The following is a 3435-nucleotide window of genomic DNA, read 5'->3' as shown; positions in this document are numbered from 1 at the left end:
CCGGGCGCCCGCGCGGGGCCTGTGGTCGCTGCCGGGTGGGCGCGTGGAGCCCGGCGAGTCCGACGCCGAGGCCGTGGTGCGCGAGCTGCGCGAGGAGACCGGACTGACGGTGCGGCCGGGGGTGTTCCTGGGGAGCGTCACCCGTGCGCAGTACCGGATCGTCGACTACCGGTGCGTTCCCGAGGGCGGAACGTTACGCCCGGGGGACGACGCCGACGACGCCCGCTGGGTGAACCGCGCGACCCTCGACACCCTGGACCGCACGGGCCTGCTCACCGAGCACCTCACCGAAACCCTCCGACAGTGGGACGCCCTCCCCACCACCTGAACGCCCCCGCCCCGCTGTGTCCCGGCGTGGTCCCGGCGTACCCGTGAGGGGCACCTTCCCTGCGTTCAGCGCAGCGAGGGGAACATTCACTGCGTCACACGCAGGGAAGGTGCCCTTCACGGCACACCCGTGGGGTCAGGAGGCGAGCCAGGTCATGCGGTGGCCGTGGGGGCCGGCCTGGGCCTGGAGCGTGGGGTGCGGGGTGCCGTTCTCCCAGGCGACGGTGCTCAGGGTCATCCGCGCCGTGTGCGCGTAGGACAGGTCGTCCCGGTCGGGCAGCACGTGCCGCAGGGCCGACTCGTACTCCTCGGCCGCCACCCACCACAACGGACGCCGGGCCGCCAGCTCCCCCAGCGCGGCGACGAAGGCCGCCTGCTCCTCGGACGGCAGGTACTTCAGCGCGTAACTGGTGTAGACGACGACCGGCAGCTCCTCCGGCACCCGCTGCACGGCCGTGGCCAGGTCGGCCACCGCGTCCCCGGCGAGCAACTCGGGCCGGATCCGACGCTGGGCCGCGGCCGCGGTGCGCAGCAGCCGGATCCGGTCCGGCTGGTCGGCCCACACGCAGGCCTCCAGCCACGCCAGCTCGTCCTCGTCGGAGACGTCCACCGGGTTGCGGTCCAGCCCGACCCGCGCCTTGACGGACAGCTTCTTCGGCAGCCGGGGCGGCGCGGCACCCTCGCCGAGGGTGAGCGCGCAGTGCAGCCCCACCGCGGCCTTCGCGGGACCGGAGGTGAGCTGCTCGCCCCCGTCGCACAGGTAGTGGTAGGCGAAGGTGTCCATCCCCAGCAGCAGGCCGGCACTGCACCCGACCTCGACCAGCCCGACCGGGCCGCGCACCCGCGCCGCGACGGCGGCCACGGCGGGGTACAGCACCGACGCCCGGTGGACCTCGTTGGTCTGGGTGAAGCGGGTGGAGATCAGCTCCCGCATCCGGTCGGCGCGTTCGAGAACGAACTCCCGGAACAGCGGCCAGGTGTCGCCGTCGACCCCGTCCAACCCGCCCAGCGACGGGTAGTACCGCGACACCGGGTGGATCGGGTCCGCCTGGACCAGCCGGTGCGCGGCGGCCAGCAGCAGCGTGGGATGCGCGTCGTCGTCGGACGCGGCGGACAACAGCCCGGCCACGTCCGGGTCGTCCGCCGCACGCGCGGCCAGGTGCTCGTACAGCGGGGACAGGCCCGCGGCCTCGTGGGCGGCGAACCGGCGGAACCGCCGCTCGAGTTCGGTCGTGGTGTCGGAATCACTCATGGGCAGCCGCCGGGTGCACCGGCTGTTCGCCTCCTCGGGTTTCACCGTCGACACGCTTCGCGAGATCCGATCGTGGTCGGTCCGCGGCGCGGATCCGTCCACCGCACTCACCCGCCACCGTAGCCGCCCGGCGCGGAAACGGCGGCGCGACACGACGGCGGTATCGGTGTGCCGCACGCGACTCCGGCGGGCACCGGTGGTAACGCACACCGCCCGGTGGCGATACTCCCCGGGACCGGGGGGGTAGGCTGGTCCTCCGGCGCATCCGGGCGCCGGGACCGGACCCCGACCGTGAGGAGGTGAGGACGCAGATGAGTAGTGGTGACAGTCCACTTCCTAGTTCCGCCGGCGTACCCACCTCGGCCGGGATCCGGATGCGGTCGCACTGAGCAGCATCCGGCGGGCCCGGGGCGGGACGTCGGCGCGTGTCTGTCGTCCCCGTTCGCGACGCGACCCGCCAGGAGACTCCATGCCTGCCATCCCCTCGCTCGGCACGCTGCGTGACCGGGCCGCGAACCGCAACGGCCGCGGTAACCGCGGTGCCCGCTCCGCCCGCCGTGCCGTCCCCGCACCGGCGGCCTACGTCGTCGACTGCGGCGTCTACGTCGACGGAGCCCGGCTGCCCGGTGTCTGGACGCACACCGAGGCGATCAACGAGGTCCGTACCCGCGGCGAGGGTTTCGTCTGGATCGGACTGCACGAGCCGAACCAGGAGCAGATCCAGGGCATCGCCGACACGTTCGGGCTGCACGAACTCGCCGTCGAGGACGCCGTGCACGCGCACCAGCGGCCGAAGCTGGAACGCTACGACGACACGCTGTTCATGGTGTTCCGCACCGTGCGCTACGTCGAGCACGACTCCCCCACCACCGCCAACGAGATCGTCGAGTCCGGCGAGCTGATGGCCTTCCTCGGCGCGGACTTCATCATCACCGTCCGGCACGGCAACCACGCGGGCCTGGCGCACCTGCGCCGGGAGCTGGACGCCGACCCGGAACGGCTCGCCGCGGGCCCGGCCACGGTGCTGCACGCCATCGCCGACCACGTCGTCGACCACTTCCTCAACGTCACCGAGCGCATCGAGGACGACATCGACGAGATGGAGACCCAGGTGTTCGCGCCGCGGACGCCGGTGACCTCGGAACAGATCTACCTGTTCAAGCGCGAGGTGCTGGAACTGCGGCGCGCGGTGCAGCCGCTGGCCACCCCGCTGCGCAAGCTCGCGGACGGCTACACCCGGTTGATCCCGGACGAGGTGCGTTCCTACTTCCGCAACGTGCACGACCACGTCACGACCGCGTCCGAACGGGTCACCGCGTTCGACGAACTGTTGACCACCCTGGTCGACGCCACCCTCGGCAAGATCACCCTCCAGCTGAACTCGGACATGCGCAAGATCACCGCGTGGGCGGCGATCATCGCCGTGCCCACCGCGCTGGCCGGGATCTACGGCATGAACTTCGAGTACATGCCGGAACTGCAACTCCGGTACGGCTATCCGATGATCATCGTGGTCATCCTCGTCGTCTGTCTGACGCTGTACCGGGTCTTCCGCAAGAAGAACTGGCTCTGACCAGCTCCCGCCCCCGACGACGGTGACGACGTCGTCACCGGACCGAGCGCCGATCCGCCTCCCCCGCCGGTGCGGGCCGCACCGCGCCGCCCGGGAGACCGACCGTGAACAGGAGTACCGCCATGCCACGGATGCTCACCGACCTGAAGTTCTGGGCCCTGGCCGCCGCGCTGGCGTGGGTGGTCGCGGTGACCGTCACCATCGCGATCGCCCCGGAGTTCGCGCTCGTCGCGCAGTGACCGGCGTGCCGCGCCCGCCCACGGCCGGACGGCACCGGGCGGCC

General features: G+C 72.2%; 4 protein-coding genes. 3 read left to right on the top strand and 1 reads right to left on the bottom strand.

The genetic code is table 11. From position 1 onward, the window contains the following. Positions 1–328 (top strand): NUDIX hydrolase (locus ACTIR_RS23940; RefSeq protein WP_065388602.1); only part of this gene is annotated, 328 nt, incomplete at its 5' end. 135 nt (positions 329–463) lie between these two features. Here ACTIR_RS23940 and ACTIR_RS0116935 read toward each other — a convergent pair. Continuing rightward, a complete protein-coding gene (locus ACTIR_RS0116935; RefSeq protein WP_007025441.1) occupies positions 464–1579 on the bottom strand; it encodes a DUF2332 domain-containing protein in 1116 nt (371 codons plus the stop codon). Positions 1580–2048: 469 nt separating this feature from the next. Here ACTIR_RS0116935 and corA point away from each other — a divergent pair, with 469 nt between their 5' ends. Together corA and ACTIR_RS27725 are read left to right on the top strand one after the other, a co-directional pair. Then, entirely contained in the window at positions 2049–3152 is a 1104-nt protein-coding gene (corA, locus tag ACTIR_RS0116930; RefSeq protein ID WP_026455174.1) for a magnesium/cobalt transporter CorA, read from the top strand. Between the two features lie 104 nt (positions 3153–3256). Next, positions 3257–3391, top strand: a complete 135-nt coding sequence (locus tag ACTIR_RS27725) for a hypothetical protein (RefSeq protein WP_267879497.1) — start codon at positions 3257–3259, stop codon at positions 3389–3391. Positions 3392–3435: the final 44 nt, after the last annotated feature.

Source organism: Saccharomonospora iraqiensis subsp. iraqiensis, from assembly GCF_000430445.1.
Taxonomy (GTDB): Bacteria; Actinomycetota; Actinomycetes; order Mycobacteriales; family Pseudonocardiaceae; genus Saccharomonospora; species Saccharomonospora iraqiensis.
The sequence above is the reverse complement of the archived record's forward strand: the minus strand, read 5'-3'. Positions and strand labels throughout refer to the sequence as shown.